Here is a 15293-nt window from a genome sequence, read left to right as displayed (position 1 = left end):
GTCATGGGTGGACTGTGTTCTGTTGATTGACGTTTTTTAAGTACAGGGTTCGCGGAGAATCCTGCAGACTGGACAAGGATGGCTGATTACTACCCGCTCATAGCCCGCGCCATCGCCGGACTGGACCCCAGTGCTCCCGGCGAGCAGCGCCGTGCGCTTTATGAACGGGCGCGGACGGCGCTGATTTCCCAGTTGCGCGGCGTGCAGCCTGCCTTGAGCGAAGCCGAAATCACGCGCGAGCGGCTGGCGCTCGAGGACGCGGTGCGCAGGGTCGAGGCCGATGCCGTCCGCCGCGCCGCCGCGCATCAGGCCGCGCCAGGCGTCGAAGCACCACCGCCCGAGCGCCCGGCTGCGCCGCCGCCCGCTGCGCCACCTTCGCCGTCAGCCCAGCCGCGCGCACCGCTGCCCGGCCGGCGGGACGGCCCACGTCCGGGTGACGCGCTACGTGAAAGCGCCCGCAGCGCGCGAACCGGAAACGCTCCGCCGCCGGCCCCCGGCCGGCCCGCTCCACGGCCCGAGGCCAATGGAGCACCCGACCAGCGCCCGCCGCGTAATCTGCGCGGCGATCAGCCGCCGCCGCTGACCCGCGCGCAGCCGCCGGTTCAGCCGGGCCTGCCGTCGTCGATGCGTGATGTCCGTGCGCGCGATCAGCGCAGCGACGACACCCGCATGCTCGACGAGTTCACGCAGGACGCACGTGCGCAGCGCCGCCCGCCGCAGGGTTCGGGCATGCGCGATGTGGTTGCGGATGCCAACGATCTCGGCAGCGCGACCCGTTCCGCGCGGCGCAGCCAGGCTCAGGATTTTCCCGATCAGCGTGGTACGGCGCCTTACAGCTACGACGAATCCATCGAGGAAGCCGGACGCTATCAGCCGAACGGCTCGCCGCGCGCGCGTGCCTCCCGCGACGAACCCGAAACGGAGAAGCGCGGCTTTCCGCTCAAGACCGCCATCGCGGTCTGTGTCGCGATCATCGCGATCGGCGGCGCGGTGTGGGGCGGGCCGAAAGCCTATTCGCTGTTCAAGTCGCTCACCAAGCCTGCGCAGCAGGCCGACACCGCGCCGAAGGATGCCGCCGGCACGCGGCCGAAGATCACCGACCGCGTCGGCCAGCCCGGCTCGGCGCAGATTGCGCCGGTGGCGCAGCGCGTGGTGCTCTATGACGAGGACCCCTCGGCGCCGCAGGGCAAGCAGTATGTCGGCTCTGTGATCTGGCGCACCGAAGCGGTCAAGGTGCCCGCCGGTCAGCCGCCGGATATCGGCGTGCGCGCCGACATCGATATTCCCGAGCGCAAGATCAAGATGTCGCTCTCGATCCGCCGCAACACCGATGCGTCGCTGCCCGCGAGCCACACCGCGGAACTGACCTTCGTGCTGCCGCCGGATTTCGGCACCACCATCGCCAACGTGCCCGGCGTGCTGATGAAGTCCAACGAGCAGGCGCGCGGCACGCCGCTGGCGGGACTCGCGGTGAAAGTCACCGACGGATTCTTCCTGGTCGGGCTGTCGAATGTCGAGGCCGACAAGGCGCGCAATCTTCAGCTTCTGAAGGAGCGGTCGTGGTTCGACATTCCGCTGGTCTACGCCAACCAGCGCCGTTCGATCATCGCCATCGAGAAGGGCGCGCCGGGCGAGCGTGCATTCAACGAAGCATTCACGGCCTGGGGGCAGTGATCCGATGAAAATAACTCTCGCTGGCTCGCGTCATTTCGGCGTCGAGACGTTCAACATGATGCGCGGTCACGGCATCGAGGTGATCCGTGTCGTGGTCGCGGACGGCGAGGACCGTCTCGCCGCGGCCGCCCGTGCCGCCGGTGTCGAGGTCGTGGTGCAGGCAAAGCCCAAGCTCATCGTGGCTTCGGAGATCGCGCCGGGCACCGACCTGATCGTCACGGCCCACAGCCATGCGATGGTCAGCGATGGTGCGCTGAAGGCCGCCAGGCATGGCGGCATCGGCTACCATCCATCGCTGCTGCCGCGCCACCGCGGCATCGCGGCGGTGGAATGGACCATCAAGGAGCGCGACGCGATCGCAGGCGGCACGATCTATCACCTGTCGGACCGGCTCGATGCCGGCGCGATCGCCGCGCAGGACTGGGTGTTCGTGAAGAAGAACGAGACCGCGCGCGAATTGTGGGAGCGGGCGCTGGCGCCGCTCGGCCTCAGGCTTTTGGCGCAGGTGATCGATCAGGCCAAGACCAGCGGCGTTCTGCCGTCAATGCCGCAGGACGAGCAGTTCGCGACCAATGCGCCAAGGCTTGATGTGGAAAAATCACACGCTGCGCCGAAGAGCGCGGCGTCCTGATCGTGGTTTTGTCATAAGGCGACTGAGCCCGTCACTTCCCTGAATGTCATTGCCGGGCTTGACCCGGCAATCCATCATCTTCCTCAAGACTCATTCTGGATGGATCACCGGGTCAAGCCCGGTGATGACGGCTGTATGTGTTGCGGGTTTATTATCTCTCATCAGATGTCGGCATCTCACGCTGCGCGGGTCTCCCCGACGCGGACGGCGCTCGACACGAGGTCGTTGGCATCGGTCACGCCGTCGGCGGCGCGCCGGACAATCGTCTGGGCCATCTTCGCCTTGGTCGCAGGCGTGCGGTTTTCATGCGCGATCTGCTCGACGGCGATGTCGAGAATTTTTCTCAACGTGGCGACGTAATCCGGATCGAATTTTTCATTGAGGTTTCCCTGCGGGCGACCGACCATGCACTTCTCCTCTTCGGATTCTCTTCGGACATTTCAGAGTGCGATTGCATCGGATGATGCTTCTGCAATCGCGCTCCCGGTGAGCGGGCGGACCATGCTTCCGCAATGGGGCAGATGTGAGTCGGCATCGCGATTTGCAATGCGCATACAGCGATGTGAAATTGGAAACGCTCCAGTCACATTTCCTTCAAGGTGATGAAGATTCCGCAGCGCACTTTGACGAGTTGCCCCCGCAATCGCACCACATCTTGTGCCTGCGATTCGACAATTCGCGCGGTGCGATGCATGCTTTCACACCTGCGACAAAATCGTGAACGCGAATGGCGTCGCGTCCCGTGTTCCCGCGACACAATTCACGCAGCGCACAAGGAGACGTGATGGCCTGGCGACCCGCGTTTCATGACGAACTGACCGCGTTTATGACTCCCACGTGACTTTGTTTATGTCTTGCGAAGGATCAAACGATGTTTCCGATAACGATATCCCGGACCTGGCGTGCGCTCGTCTCGCTTGCCGCAATGATAGTGGTGATGCTGGCGTGGCCGCTGGTGGCTCAACATGTCACGCCGAGCAAGCCGTTCCTTGAGAAGAACGCGTTCTATCTGCGCTCGGCCGGGTTCCGCATCCAGCTCGCCAACGACGCGGCGGGCCAGCGCGCGCTGAAAGCATTGCCGCCGCATCGCTTCGTGATCCACAGGGCCGGCGGCACGCCGCGATATGTCTATGCCGATCCAGGCGTCTGCAACTGCATCTTCAGCGGCTCGCTGGACAACTACAAATCCTATCTGGATATCCTGCGTCAGCCGCTTCCCGGCGTTGACGACGTCTCGCCGGATTACAAGACGCAGGCCAGCGCGCTGCTGCTGGACCAGCCGATCGACTTCGGCATGACGGGCGGTGACGACAGCCTGGCGGATTACTTCCGCGACTATCTGTAACCCGGTACTCTGTTCCCAACGCGTTGTGCGCCGCCATAAGCGCGCTGCGCGCATCGCACTCCTTGTTCGCTCTCGTTTTTGTTTGTTACGCTCGCGTGTTGTCCATCAACACATGCTGACCGCGCGCCAAGTCGCGGCAGCCGGGGAGAGAACAAGGGGTAACACGACATGGCTTCACGACGCGCCGCGGTCGGTCTGATCGCGATGGGCTTTGCTGCACTCATCTCAATTAGCGGCGCTTCGGCGCAGGATTATCCGACGCGTCCGGTGAAGTGGGTGGTGGGCTATCCGCCCGGCGGCGCGACCGACATTCTCGCGCGCCTGATCGGCCAGCGGCTGTCGGAGCGGCTGGGTCAGCAGTTCATCATCGAGAACAAGCCGGGCGCGGGCAACAATGTCGGCACCGAATCCGTGGTGAATGCGGATCCCGACGGCTACACGGTGCTGCTGGTCAATCCCGCCAACGGCATCAACGCCTCGCTTTATACGAAGCTGAGTTTCAATTTCATCCGCGACATCGCGCCGGTGGCGGGCATTCTGCGATCGCCGAACGTGATGGTCGTGCCCGCGGATTTCCCGGCAAAGACGGTTGCGGAGTTCGTTGCTTATGCGAAAGCCAATCCCGGGAAGGTCAACATGGCGTCATCGGGCAACGGAACGTCCGTGCATCTGTCCGGCGAGTTGTTCAAATCGATGACCGGCATCGAAATGACGCATATCCCCTACAAGGGAGCTGCGCCTGCGCTGACCGACATGATCGCAGGCCGCGTGCAGGTGATCTTCGACAATCTGCCGTCCGCGATCCAGCACATCAAGGCGGGAACGCTCCGTGCGCTCGCGGTGACGACAGAGACGCGGTCGCCGCTGCTGCCGGATGTGCCGACCGTCGGTGAAACGGTGAAGGGTTATGAAGCGAGCGCATGGTTCGGCATGGGCGCACCGGCGAAGACGCCGAAGCCCATCATCGACAAGCTCAACAAGGAGATCAACGCAATCCTCGCCGAGCCTGCGATGCAGGCGAAAATCGCCGAACTTGGCGGTGTGCCGCTGCTCGGCACGCCCGCAGATTTCGGCAAGATCATCGTCTCTGAAACGGAGAAGTGGGAGAAGGTGGTGAAGTTCGCCGGTGCGAAGGTGGAGTAGGGGCTGCTCGTCATTCCGAGGCGCGAGCGCTTGCGAGCGAACCCGGAATCTCGAAGTGTTTTCGATGAAATCTTCCTGCTCCCTCTCCCCGTATAGCCCGTCGAAGACGGGCGTAGACGCCCTTTCGCTGGGGAGAGGGTCGGGGTGAGGGGCGCGATTTCAACATATGCGATGGCGCGACTTTCGAGGAAGTAGCCCCTCACCCGGATTGCCGCGCAATCCGACCTCTCCCCGTAAGAACGGGGCGAGGTGAAGAAATCGGCCGTCATTCCGGGGCGCGCGAAGCGCGAACCCGGAATCCAATCGTCTCGCGCAAGAGTCCGGCAGGTCTGGATTCCGGGCCTGCGCCTTCGGCGCATCCCGGAATGACGAGCCTTGTAGCCCGGACGAAGCGAAGCGAAATGCGGGGCTATCTCTCGCAATAGGGCGATGTTGCGGTCGCGCGTTCAATCCCGAAGCAAAAGCGACGAGCCACAAACTTTCGACTGGTCAGCGTTGCTCCCAACCAGTCATCCCCGCGAAAGCGAGAATCAGTCTTGCTTCAGACCGAGATTTCAAGACTGGGTCCCCGCTTTCGCGGGGACGACCGAAATTAGTTAGCTTCACGACGAAGCCGGAGTTCGGCGCGGTGGAGATAAGCCTGACCAGGGAGGACATTGCGCATCTTCACTTGATGATGAGTCATCATCCTCAACAAGGCTGAATCGATATAGGAAAATATTCCTTGACATTCTCCGCCGCCTGATCCATCTTCACGCCATCCCGCCTCACTTGAGGGGCGTGTCCTGGGACGCTTCGATGCGCGGGGCGGGATGCGGCGCCTGCGCGCGCGGGAGAGACGTTCTCCCTCGTGTCCGGGAGGCTTCGGGTCATCGTCCGGGCCAACTACGTGGCCCCGCCTTCAGTGGCTGGACGCGGACAGGATGAAGGCAGGCGAAAGCCCGCCGGATCGGGGCGTGAAAGCGTCCGTCCTGTCCCGGAAGAACGATCCCGTCGCCAAAAATCGCCGCGGCGGAGCGCCGAAAGGCGATGCGCGCTGCGGCATGTCCGCTGCGCGTCACTCCACTCAAGTGCGCCTTTCGGCGTTCCGTCCCCTCATGTTTGCGAGGGGGCCATATGAGGCGAGGCCGCCGCGCGCGATGCGTGCGTCAGACGGCGCGTGCGCGCTCATTCCACTCATCAAATCCATCAACGGGAGCGTTGCCCATGACGGCGCGGTTCAGGCTGGAAGGTCCTTATGGTTTCAGCGGCGCGGAGAATGCGCGCCTGACCGGCGAGACGTACGCCGAGCATACGGCGCGAGATTTCGCATATTGCGAACTCGTTGTTGCGCGCGCGGAGATGGATTTCCTCCGCGCATATCGCACGTGTCCTGACGGCGCGTGCCGCCGCGCGCGGTGCTGCACGGGTCCGGCGTTTTCTTGTCGAACTGCTTTCCGCCACCGGCTGCTCGGATGGCTCGAGCAGGGCGCTGCGATCGATTTCGCCTACGCGGAATTACTGCGTCGCCGCAAGCGCCGCACGCAAAAGCCGTCGTGAGCACCGCGTGCGCAAAGCCTGCACGAGTTTCACCAAATCACTTGATCCCGGCGGCCTTGACCAGTTCGGCGCTGGCGATGGTCTGATTTGCGACGAGCTTGTCCATCTCATCGGGCTTCATCGGCCAAGGCTCGACGCCGAGCTTCTTCAGGTCGCGCTGCATGTCGGGCGTCGCCAGAACTTTCGTGCCGGCGGCATAGAGCTTGTCGACAACGTCCTTCGGCGTCTTCGACGGCACGAACACGCCGAACCAGATCGCGCTGTCGGCGTCCTTCAGACCGACCTCGGGCGGAGACGGCACGTCGGGCAAATCGGCGACGCGCGTCGGCGTCGAGACCAGCAGGGCGCGCACCTGACCGCTCTGAATCAGCGGCAGCGCGGTGGCCAGCGGACAGAAATAGAAATCGATCCGGCCGCCGAGAATGTCGGTGATGACTTCCGAGCCGCCGCGATACGGAATGTGGGTCGGCGTGATGCCCGCGGCGAGGCGGAATTTTTCCGCGCTGATGTGAACGGCGCTGCCGATGCCGACCGAGCCGAAGCTGGCGGCGGCGTCCGGCTTTTTCGCGGCCGCGATGTACTCCTGCACCGTCTTCCATGGCTTCGACGGCGAGGTGATCATCACATTCGCGCTGTAGCCGATCATCAGCGCCGACGACAGGTCCCGGGTGGCATCGTAGGTGAGTTCGGTGAAGATCGCCGGCGCGATGGTGATCGCCGACGAATGGGCCAGGATCGAATAGCCGTCCGGTTCGGAGCGGACGACAGAGGCGGTGCCGATCGTGCCGCCGGCGCCGGCGCGGTTTTCCACCACGATCGATTGCCCCAGTTCAGCCGACAGCCGATCAAAAAACATGCGCGGCACCACGTCCGTCGCGCTGCCTGCGCCGAACGGGATGGTGGCCTTGATCAGTTTTGTCGGCCATGTCTGCGCACTGGCGGATGCAGAGACGAGCAGACACGTCAAAATCGCCAGCCGCCGAAGGTGCGCCTGCATGTTCCATCCCTGTTTCATGATTGGTCCTTGCCCCGTGGTCCGCAGCATCGTGCCGCCGCTCCCTGCTTTGCAAGAATTATTCCGGATGAGGGGCGGGATGCTACGTTTCCCTCGCCCCGTTTACGGGGAGAGGGTGCCCGAGTGAAACGAGGGCGGGTGAGGGGCGTTGGTCATTGTGAAGTTGACAGCCCCTCACCCGTCTCGCATCTGACGATGCTCGCCACCCTCTCCCCGCATGCGGGGAGAGGGTTACAACAAAAAAGCCGGCCCGAAGGCCGGCTTTCGCAACTTGTTATGCGGAAGAGATCAGTACGCCGCTTCCAGTGCGGCGTGCTCCTGCTTGGCGACAGCGGTCTTCACCGCCGCCTGCACCTTCTCGAACGCGCGGACCTCGATCTGCCGCACGCGCTCGCGCGACACGCCGAATTCGGCGGCGAGGTCTTCCAGCGTCATCGGCTCCTCGGCCAGACGACGCGCCTCGAAGATGCGGCGCTCGCGGTCGTTGAGCACGCTCATCGCGCCGGTCAGCGCGCTGCGGCGATGATCGAACTCCTCGTTCTCCGCCATGATGGCTTCCTGGTTGGGCGAGGTATCGACCAGCCAGTCCTGCCATTCACCGGGTTCGCCGTCGTCACGGATCGGAGCGTTGAGCGACGCGTCGCCACCGAGGCGGCGGTTCATGTCGATCACGTCCTGTTCCGTCACGCCGAGGCGGGTCGCGATCTGCTTCACCTGTTCGGGGCGCATATCGCCCTCTTCAAGCGCGGAGATCTTGCTCTTCGCCTTGCGGAGATTGAAGAACAGCTTCTTCTGGTTCGCGGTGGTGCCCATTTTTACGAGCGACCACGAACGCAGGATGTATTCCTGGATCGACGCCTTGATCCACCACATCGCGTAGGTGGCCAGACGGAAGCCCTTCTCGGGCTCGAAGCGTTTGACAGCCTGCATCAGGCCGACGTTGCCTTCGGAGACAACCTCGGAAATCGGCAGGCCATAGCCGCGATAACCCATGGCAATCTTGGCCACGAGCCGAAGATGGCTGGTGACGAGCTTGTGCGCGGCGTCGCGGTCGTCGTGCTCGCGCCAGCGCTTGGCGAGCATGTACTCATCCTGCGGTTCCAGCATCGGGAACTTGCGGATTTCCGTCAGGTAGTGTGCAAGACCGGATTCTCCGTTGAGAACCGGCAAAGTAGCGGCACGGGCCATGGTGCGCCCTCCAGAGTTCACGCCCCCGATAGCGGCGGGCGAGGCAGGCCATCTGCTGTGTCAAAGCCAGAAGCACTGCAATGTTCCGCGCCGGGACGATCCCGAGCGCAGGTGCAACATACTCCAAAACCCGAGGGGGAGGGAAGAACAAAACGGGGTCACGAACCCGTGACACGGGTTAAATGTTTGTAACCATGCGGCTTTTTAGCGCACCACCTTTAGTCTGTGCTCCGGAGGGCGGCCTCGAGGAGGACCAAATCCTCCGGCAGCGGCGATTCCCAGTGAAGAATTTCTCCGGACGCCGGATGCTCCAAGACCAGCAAATAAGCATGGAGGGCCTGCCTGCCAAGAGCGGCAAGCGCCGCCTGGCTTTGCGGACCGAGCTGGCGGGCCTTGGTCTTGAAACCGGAGCCATAAACGTCGTCGCCGAGCAGCGGATGGCCGAGATGGGCGAGGTGGACGCGGATCTGGTGGGTGCGGCCGGTCTCGAGCTGACAGGCAAGCAGGGCGGCGACCGGCTTGCCGTCCTTACCCGTGAAGCTCTCGATCACCTCCCAATGGGTCACGGCGTCACGGCCGCCCTGGCGCACCGCCATTTTCTCTCTGGTGTGCGGATGCCGGTCGATCGGCTGATCGATGGTGCCGCTTTTCCGGTTCGGCACGCCCCAGACAAAGGCCATGTAGCCGCGGCGCATCTCGCCGGTGCGGCCATGGTCGGCGAACTGCGCCGACAACGACTGGTGGGCGCGGTCGTTCTTGGCGGCCACCATCAATCCGGTGGTGTCCTTGTCGAGCCGATGGACAATGCCCGGCCGCCTGACCCCGCCGATGCCGGACAGGCTTGCGCCGCAGTGGGCGATCAGCGCGTTGACCAGCGTGCCGGTCTCGTGCCCGGCGGCGGGATGGACCACGAGGTTCTTCGGCTTGTCGATGACGATGATGTCGTCGTCCTCGAACACGATGTCGAGCGGGATGTCCTCGCCTTCGGGCTCGGCGGGCGCGGCGGGGGGCACGTCGATTGTGATCGTATCGCCCGCTTTGACATGATAAGCGGGGTCGCGAACCGGGGCAGGTCCCACGCTGACCTGGCCCGCGAGGATCAACGCCTTGAGGCGGGAGCGCGACAGGTCGGGGCTGCGGACGGCCAGCACGCGGTCCAGCCGCTGCGATCCTTCATCGCCCTCGACCGTGACCTCGTGACGCGTATTTTCGGAAGACTGCTGCATGACTGAAACTGTTGCGCCCGATCCGACCCCCGAGCAAGCAGCGCTGATCGCGCGGGTGCGCCGGATGATGCTGATTGCCGGCCTGACCACGGCGATCGGGGTGGGGGCTCTGCTGGTTGCCATCGGCTACCGTCTTTTCCGCACCGATGGAAGCGTTCAGATCACCGATGTGACGGCGACCCTGCCGAAGGGGGCGCGGATCGTCTCCACGGCGAGCGCGGGCGAGCGGCTGGCGGTGACGGTCGAGATCGGCGGCACGACCGAAATCCGCACCTATGACGCAAAGACCCTGAAGCCGGTGGGACGGCTCAGGTTCGCTCACGAACCGTAAACGCGTCGCGCAGGGTCTGCGCGGCTTGGGTGACAGGAAAGGCGAACTGGCGAAGAAAGGTCAGAGGCATCTGCACCCAGGCTCCGGTTGGCTCGCTGGGGAAACCCTCGACGCCGGTCTCGATCACGCGGTCAGGCACCTGACGGAAGGTGCCGAATATGGTGTCCCAGATCGAAAGATAGACTCCATAATTTTGATCGTGCAGATCTGAGCGCATCGCGTGGTGCAGGCGATGGACACGCGGCGACACGAACACCCGGTCGAGCGGTCCATAGCCGATATCGACATTCGCGTGCAGGAACATCAGGTAATATTTCTGCAGCAGCACAAAAACGAATGCCTGCTCGATCGGCACCAGCACCAGAACAAACACGAATGACATGGTGAGAGTCCGGGCCAGAAGATCGCACGGATGCAGCCTGAACTCGGTCATCAAGTTCATGGCGTTCTGCGAGTGATGCAGCGCGTGGAAATGCCAAAGGGCGGGGACCTTGTGACGGATCACATGGCTGAGCCAGCCGGCAAAATCCACCGCGACAAATACGACAACCACGCGCAGCCAGTTCGGCCAGTGTCCGATCAGGCCCGAGAGCGGCGGCAGGTGGCGCTGAAAGAAACTCAGAAACAACAGGGCGAACAGCGACACGAACAGGAAATGAACCAGCAGCGAGACGACCGCAAATCCGGTGTCGAACAACAGTCCGCGCGACAGCAGGGCCTGATCGGGATCGGCTGGCCGCAGCCGCTCGAGGATGAGGATGACCGCGAAGAACACGATGAACGACGCCGAAATGAAGAAGGCGTCCACGTAGTTCAGGAAACCCTTTATGCCGGTTGCGAAATGGGATGAGAATGCCGAAGGACCCGTTTCCAGAGCCGAGATCACAAGGATCGCGAAGGGGACAGCCAATGTGGCGAGCGACACCGCGCCGGGATGCGCGGCGATCCAGTCCTGCAATGTGGCTCTGCGGGTCATGCGAAGGTCCTACATCGAACCGGCAAGCCGGGGAACTGGAGGACAGCGGTTTGGCAGGAAAAAGAGGGTGGTCGGGGACGAAAGGCCTTGGCACTGCCTCGAGGCGAGAAGCGCCGGGACAGGATGTCCTGCTCGCGTCGGATCACAGCCGAAAGCACGCCGCGGCTGTGGCATGCGCTTGCAGTCGCCCCGTTTCGAGGCTATTCCCTTGTCCGCGCTTGCTCCCTTCGTCTAGCGGTTAGGACGCGGCCCTCTCAAGGCTGAAACAGGGGTTCGATTCCCCTAGGGAGCGCCAGTGCGTGCTCACCGCTGAATTAAGTGCGATTTTCTCCAACACATTTTTGGAGCGCATCATGCAGGTCTACAATGTCGTCAAGTTCAAGGTGAAGTCCGGCGAACAGGCCGCCTTCCTTGATGCGCACCGGAACGGCAAGGCCAAATGGCCGGGCCTTGAGCGCGGCTTCATCATACAGACCGGCGAGCAAACGTTCTGCCTCATCGGCGCGTGGCCCAGTCAGGACGCACTGGTTGCGGCACGCCCCGCGATGATCAAGACACTCGACAGCTTCCGGTCCGTCCTCGAGGATCAGGGCGAAGGCCGTGGCATCACCGATGCCGTGTCTGGGGCCGTCGTTCTCGATCTCTGACGTCTCCATCTAGATGGCGTCACGGTTGCTCGCGCGCCGCCGCGCACAGGCCGAAACGTCCGTCTCAAGAAATCACCTCGCTAAAGTGTCACACCGATTGTGCTCTGCACTGTCGTGCACCGCGCATTGATCGTGCGCCGCTCTGATGATTACATCGGTGGCGCCGGGGCGCGGCTTGCCAAGCCCATTCAAGAGGGATTTCCGCACACGCAGACATTGATTTGAAAAAGCATTGGCCGGCCAACGGCCAATCATCAGGGAGGAGACGACTATGACCGAGTTCACGCCGGATCGACGATCTCTGCTCAAAGGAAGCGCCGCGGCTTTGGCCGCCGCGGCAACCCTGTCAGCCGACCAGATGCTCGGCACCGCCAAGGCCTGGGCGCAGACCGCCCAATGGAAGCCGGAAGCCGGCGCCACCATCAACATGCTGCGCTGGAAACGGTTTGTGGAGGCCGAGGATGTCGCCTTCATGAAGATCGTCGATGCCTTCCAGAAGGCGACCGGCGTCAAGATCAACATCTCCAATGAATCGTTCGATGACATTCAGCCCAAGGCTTCGGTCGCGGCCAACACCGGGCAGGGGCTCGACATGGTGTGGGGGCTTTACTCCCTGCCGCATCTGTTTCCCGAAAAGTGCGTCGATGTGACTGACGTCGCCGAATATCTCGGCAAGAAGTACGGCGGCTGGGCGCCCTCGGGTGTGGCCTACGGCAAGCGCGGCAACAAGTGGCTCGGCATTCCGGTGGCCGCGAGCGGCGGCCTTGTGAACTACCGTGTCGCCGCCATGCAGAAGTGCGGCTTCAAGGAATTCCCGAAAGACCTCGGCGGATTTCGCGAACTGATCAAGGGCCTGAAGGCGAATGGCACGCCCGCGGGCATGGCGCTTGGCCACGCCACAGGCGACGCCAACGGTTGGCTCGCGTGGGCGATGTGGGCGCACAATGCCTACACCGTCGACAAGGACAACAAGGTGATCATCAACTCGCCAGAGACGGCGAAAGCGCTGGAGTACGTCAAGTCACTCTACGAGAACTTCATTCCCGGTGTCATCTCGTGGAACGACAGTTCCAACAACAAGGCGTTTCTGGCCGGCCAGCTTCATCTCACGACCAACGGAATTTCGATCTATGTCGCGGCGAAGAAGGAGAATCCCGCCATCGCCGCGGACATGGATCACGCACATCTGCCGGTCGGCGTCAGCGGCCAGGTGCGCGAGCAGCATCTCGGCTTCCCGATCCTAATCTTCAATTTCACCAAGTACCCGCAGGCCTGCAAGGCATTCACCGCATTCCTGATGGAAGGACCGCAGTTCAATCCGTGGATCGAGGCGGCGCAGGGCTATCTGTCGCACTTCCTGCTCGCCTATGACGCCAATCCGATCTGGACCGTCGATCCGAAGAACACGCCCTATCGTGACGTCGCCAAGCTGGCCTCGACCCCGGCCGGCATCGGCACGCTGAATGAAAGCGCCGCGGCCGCGATCGCGGATTTCGTCGTGGTGGATATGTTCGCGAACTATTGCTCCGGCCGCGAAGACCTGAAGGGCGCGATGGCGTCGGCCGAGCGCCAGTTCAAACGGATTTACCGCGGCTAGGCGCGCCGATTTTGTCGGCGATAGGCTCACATTCTCGTGTGCGTCATTGCGAGGAGCATAAGCGACGAAGCAATCCACGCTTTCTCCAAAAAGCGGATTGCTTCGCTTCGCTCGCAATGACGGCGGTAGCTGCTCATAAAAAAGTCAGCCACATAATCATTTCGACTCATTCGTCTGGCAGACTAGTCTGGTCCCTTCAAAAGACCGGATGATTCACGCCGGTCATCCGCCCTGTTCAATCCCGGCAAATTTTCGCCAGGCATGTGCGGACCACGCCAAATCGATGAGGTGTCCGATGCTCACGTCGCAGCAGTTGAAAGAATTGTTTCCCGAGGAAAACCGTCTGAAGGATTGCGGCCTGCCGCCGCCGGTCCACCAGCGCGAGACTTTGGTGAACGGAGAACTGAGGCCGTGGACGGGAGCGGTGGAGACCGTGCGTTCGGCGATCTGCGTGCGCAAGCCCGACGGCTCGCTGGAGCAGGTTGAACTTGGCAGCTATCCCGTCGGCGGCATCCCCGAGGCGAAGGTTGCGCTGGATGCGGCGGTCGCCGCCTACGACAGCGGGCGCGGCGAATGGCCGACCATGACGGTCGCACAGCGTATCGCCTGTATGCAGGATTTCACCCGGCAGATGGTGGCGCGCCGCGAGCAGATCGTGAACCTCATCATGTGGGAGATCGGCAAGACGCTGCCGGACTCGCAGAAGGAGTTCGATCGGACCGTCGAATACATGAAAGCGACCATCGAGGCGCTGAAGCATCTCGACAACGACAATTCGCGGTTCACCATTGTCGAAGGCACCATCGGCCAGATTCGCCGCACGCCGCTTGGCGTCGTACTCTGCATGGGGCCTTACAATTATCCGCTCAACGAAACATTCGCGACGCTGATCCCGGCGCTGATCATGGGCAACACCATGGTGTTCAAGCCGCCGAAATTCGGCGTGTTGCTGTTTCAGCCGTTGCTCGAAGCGTTCCGCAGCGCCTTCCCGAAGGGCGTCATCAACACGGTGTACGGCAAGGGTTCGGAGGTGGTGCCGATGCTGCTTGAGTCCGGCAAGGTCAACGTGCTGACGCTGATCGGCTCGAGCCGCGTTGCGGACCATCTCAAGAAGATGCATCCGAAGGTCAACCGGCTGCGCGCCATCCTCGGGCTCGATGCCAAGAACGCGGCCATCGTGCTGCCCGATGCAAACATCGAGCTTGCCGTCAAGGAATGCCTGCTCGGCTCGCTGTCGTTCAACGGCCAGCGCTGCACGGCGCTGAAGATGCTGATCGTGCATCGCTCCATCGTGGACAAATTTCTTGCGCGCTTCACGGAAGAGCTTGCCAAGCTGAAGGCCGGCATGCCGTGGGACAAGGGCGTCACGCTTACGCCGTTGCCCGAACTGGGCAAGGTCGAGCACATGACGCGGCTGGTGGCCGACGCCACGGAGAAGGGCGCCAGGGTCATCAACGAGGGCGGCGGCGCGAGCAGCGGCACGCTGTTCTATCCCGCGGTGGTTTATCCGGTGAAGGAAGGCATGCTGCTGTATCGCGAAGAGCAGTTCGGTCCGATCGTTCCAGTGATGGCGTTCGACGACATCGATGCGGCTCTCGACTACGTCATCACCTCCGAGCACGGCCAGCAGGTCTCGATCTTCAGCGAAGACGCAGAGACCATCGGGAGACTCGTCGACCCGCTGGTCAATCAGGTCTGCCGGGTGAACATCAACTGTCAATGCCAGCGCGGACCGGATGTGTTTCCGTTCACCGGCCGCAAGGATTCGGCGGAAGGCACGCTCTCGGTCACCGACGCGCTGCGTTCGTTCTCGATCCGCTCGATGATCGCGGCAAAGCAGACCGACGATTCCAAGCGGCTACTCGATGACATCGTACGCGAGCACAAGTCGAACTTCATAAATACTGGGTTCATTTTGTAATTGATACAAAACTCACGGACGGAGCGCGTGCCGGACGTGAGTTTCGATCTCTCTTCGCGA

At 62.7% G+C, this 15293-nt stretch carries 14 protein-coding genes and 1 tRNA gene; 10 read left to right on the top strand and 5 right to left on the bottom strand.

Translation table 11 applies throughout. From position 1 onward, the window contains the following. The first annotated feature begins 78 nt into the window (after positions 1–78). Positions 79–1674 carry a hypothetical protein gene (locus HMPREF9695_RS26700; protein ID WP_006021933.1) on the top strand — a complete coding sequence of 532 codons (1596 nt, stop codon included), beginning with the start codon at positions 79–81 and terminating at the stop codon, positions 1672–1674. 4 nt (positions 1675–1678) lie between these two features. Beyond that, positions 1679–2305: a formyltransferase family protein gene (locus HMPREF9695_RS16110; protein ID WP_006021932.1), complete on the top strand. Its 627-nt coding sequence runs from the start codon at positions 1679–1681 to the stop codon at positions 2303–2305. 176 nt (positions 2306–2481) lie between these two features. Here the strand turns inward: HMPREF9695_RS16110 and HMPREF9695_RS16105 are convergent, their stop codons facing one another. Then, entirely contained in the window at positions 2482–2712 is a 231-nt protein-coding gene (locus tag HMPREF9695_RS16105) for a hypothetical protein (RefSeq protein WP_006021931.1), read from the bottom strand. Between the two features lie 464 nt (positions 2713–3176). On the opposite strand from HMPREF9695_RS16105, the gene HMPREF9695_RS16100 reads away from it, so the two are divergent. From HMPREF9695_RS16100 to HMPREF9695_RS16090, 3 genes are all read left to right on the top strand, one after another. Next, positions 3177–3650, top strand: a complete 474-nt coding sequence (locus HMPREF9695_RS16100; protein WP_006021930.1) for a hypothetical protein — start codon at positions 3177–3179, stop codon at positions 3648–3650. Positions 3651–3818: 168 nt separating this feature from the next. After that, the gene (locus HMPREF9695_RS16095; RefSeq protein WP_006021929.1) at positions 3819–4793 is read left to right on the top strand and encodes a Bug family tripartite tricarboxylate transporter substrate binding protein; all 975 of its coding nucleotides are present in this window, start codon (positions 3819–3821) and stop codon (positions 4791–4793) included. A gap of 1206 nt (positions 4794–5999) precedes the next feature. Then, on the top strand, positions 6000–6332 hold the full coding sequence (locus HMPREF9695_RS16090; protein ID WP_006021928.1) for a hypothetical protein: 333 nt from the start codon (positions 6000–6002) through the stop codon (positions 6330–6332). Between the two features lie 37 nt (positions 6333–6369). On the opposite strand, the gene HMPREF9695_RS16085 is transcribed toward HMPREF9695_RS16090, so the two are convergent. The 3 genes from HMPREF9695_RS16085 to HMPREF9695_RS16075 form a co-directional block, all read right to left on the bottom strand. Further along, the gene (locus HMPREF9695_RS16085) at positions 6370–7347 is read right to left on the bottom strand and encodes a Bug family tripartite tricarboxylate transporter substrate binding protein (RefSeq protein ID WP_041712556.1); all 978 of its coding nucleotides are present in this window, start codon (positions 7345–7347) and stop codon (positions 6370–6372) included. Positions 7348–7635: 288 nt separating this feature from the next. Next, positions 7636–8535, bottom strand: a complete 900-nt coding sequence (gene rpoH / locus HMPREF9695_RS16080; RefSeq protein WP_006021926.1) for an RNA polymerase sigma factor RpoH — start codon at positions 8533–8535, stop codon at positions 7636–7638. A 218-nt stretch (positions 8536–8753) separates the two neighbouring features. Further along, entirely contained in the window at positions 8754–9761 is a 1008-nt protein-coding gene (locus HMPREF9695_RS16075; protein WP_006021925.1) for an RluA family pseudouridine synthase, read from the bottom strand. Between HMPREF9695_RS16075 and HMPREF9695_RS16070 the strand changes: the two genes are divergently transcribed. Continuing rightward, positions 9760–10092 (top strand): hypothetical protein, encoded by a 333-nt coding sequence (locus HMPREF9695_RS16070; RefSeq protein WP_041712553.1) that lies wholly within the window; start codon positions 9760–9762, stop codon positions 10090–10092. The two genes, HMPREF9695_RS16075 and HMPREF9695_RS16070, sit on opposite strands and share 2 nt — an antisense overlap. On the opposite strand, the gene HMPREF9695_RS16065 is transcribed toward HMPREF9695_RS16070, so the two are convergent. Continuing rightward, complete coding sequence (locus HMPREF9695_RS16065; protein ID WP_006021923.1) at positions 10070–11068, bottom strand: sterol desaturase family protein; 999 nt, start codon at positions 11066–11068, stop codon at positions 10070–10072. The two genes, HMPREF9695_RS16070 and HMPREF9695_RS16065, sit on opposite strands and share 23 nt — an antisense overlap. Positions 11069–11288: 220 nt before the next feature. Here HMPREF9695_RS16065 and HMPREF9695_RS16060 point away from each other — a divergent pair. The 4 genes from HMPREF9695_RS16060 to HMPREF9695_RS16045 all read left to right on the top strand — a co-directional run bounded on the left by HMPREF9695_RS16060 (position 11289) and on the right by HMPREF9695_RS16045 (position 15233). Beyond that, positions 11289–11363 (top strand) — tRNA-Glu (locus HMPREF9695_RS16060). A gap of 58 nt (positions 11364–11421) precedes the next feature. After that, positions 11422–11715, top strand: a complete 294-nt coding sequence (locus tag HMPREF9695_RS16055; protein WP_006021922.1) for a hypothetical protein — start codon at positions 11422–11424, stop codon at positions 11713–11715. Between the two features lie 271 nt (positions 11716–11986). Beyond that, entirely contained in the window at positions 11987–13312 is a 1326-nt protein-coding gene (locus tag HMPREF9695_RS16050) for an ABC transporter substrate-binding protein (protein WP_006021921.1), read from the top strand. Positions 13313–13607: 295 nt separating this feature from the next. Then, on the top strand, positions 13608–15233 hold the full coding sequence (locus tag HMPREF9695_RS16045) for an NADP-dependent glyceraldehyde-3-phosphate dehydrogenase (protein ID WP_006021920.1): 1626 nt from the start codon (positions 13608–13610) through the stop codon (positions 15231–15233). Positions 15234–15293 lie beyond the last annotated feature (60 nt).

Origin of the sequence: Afipia broomeae ATCC 49717 (assembly GCF_000314675.2) — a bacterium.
Lineage (GTDB): Bacteria > Pseudomonadota > Alphaproteobacteria > Rhizobiales > Xanthobacteraceae > Afipia > Afipia broomeae.
The sequence above is the reverse complement of the archived record's forward strand: the minus strand, read 5'-3'. Positions and strand labels throughout refer to the sequence as shown.

Coding starts and splice junctions, on each gene's coding strand:
- HMPREF9695_RS26700 (WP_006021933.1), top strand. CDS start 79: ATGGCTGATTACTACCCGCTCATAGCCCGCGCCATCGCCGGACTGGAC.
- HMPREF9695_RS16110 (WP_006021932.1), top strand. CDS start 1,679: ATGAAAATAACTCTCGCTGGCTCGCGTCATTTCGGCGTCGAGACGTTC.
- HMPREF9695_RS16105 (WP_006021931.1), bottom strand. CDS start 2,712: ATGGTCGGTCGCCCGCAGGGAAACCTCAATGAAAAATTCGATCCGGAT.
- HMPREF9695_RS16100 (WP_006021930.1), top strand. CDS start 3,177: ATGTTTCCGATAACGATATCCCGGACCTGGCGTGCGCTCGTCTCGCTT.
- HMPREF9695_RS16095 (WP_006021929.1), top strand. CDS start 3,819: ATGGCTTCACGACGCGCCGCGGTCGGTCTGATCGCGATGGGCTTTGCT.
- HMPREF9695_RS16090 (WP_006021928.1), top strand. CDS start 6,000: ATGACGGCGCGGTTCAGGCTGGAAGGTCCTTATGGTTTCAGCGGCGCG.
- HMPREF9695_RS16085 (WP_041712556.1), bottom strand. CDS start 7,347: ATGAAACAGGGATGGAACATGCAGGCGCACCTTCGGCGGCTGGCGATT.
- rpoH (WP_006021926.1), bottom strand. CDS start 8,535: ATGGCCCGTGCCGCTACTTTGCCGGTTCTCAACGGAGAATCCGGTCTT.
- HMPREF9695_RS16070 (WP_041712553.1), top strand. CDS start 9,760: ATGACTGAAACTGTTGCGCCCGATCCGACCCCCGAGCAAGCAGCGCTG.
- HMPREF9695_RS16075 (WP_006021925.1), bottom strand. CDS start 9,761: ATGCAGCAGTCTTCCGAAAATACGCGTCACGAGGTCACGGTCGAGGGC.
- HMPREF9695_RS16065 (WP_006021923.1), bottom strand. CDS start 11,068: ATGACCCGCAGAGCCACATTGCAGGACTGGATCGCCGCGCATCCCGGC.
- HMPREF9695_RS16055 (WP_006021922.1), top strand. CDS start 11,422: ATGCAGGTCTACAATGTCGTCAAGTTCAAGGTGAAGTCCGGCGAACAG.
- HMPREF9695_RS16050 (WP_006021921.1), top strand. CDS start 11,987: ATGACCGAGTTCACGCCGGATCGACGATCTCTGCTCAAAGGAAGCGCC.
- HMPREF9695_RS16045 (WP_006021920.1), top strand. CDS start 13,608: ATGCTCACGTCGCAGCAGTTGAAAGAATTGTTTCCCGAGGAAAACCGT.